The 320-nt window shown below is 71.9% G+C and carries 1 protein-coding gene; it reads right to left on the reverse strand.

The annotated features are described in order from the left end of the window. Positions 1 to 320, reverse strand: a 320-nt coding sequence (locus BA175_RS29080) for an Ig-like domain repeat protein (RefSeq protein ID WP_175420952.1), incomplete at both ends; no start/stop codon positions are given.

Raw genomic sequence — 320 nt, forward strand, 5'->3', positions numbered from 1 at the left:
ACGGTGACCGTCTCGCCGCAGACGGACGGGTTCGGATCGACCGACACCGTCACCGCGCTCGTGGCCGGGTCGACCGTGACGTCCGTCGCGCCGGTGGACGGCAGGAAGCAGCTGTCGCCCGTGTACGAGACGTTGACCGTGCCGGTTTCCAGTGTGGTCGTCGTGACGCAGGCGGTGCCGTCGGTGGCCAGGGGTACGGTTTCGTCGAGTCCGCCGGGGGCGGTGAAGGTGACCGAGCCGGTGGGGGTGCCGCTGCCCGGGGCGACCGCTGTCACCGTCGCGCACACGGTGACCGTCTCGCCGCACACGGACGGGTTCGG

This window comes from Streptomyces griseus (genome assembly GCF_001715295.1).
Lineage (GTDB): Bacteria > Actinomycetota > Actinomycetes > Streptomycetales > Streptomycetaceae > Streptomyces > Streptomyces griseus_G.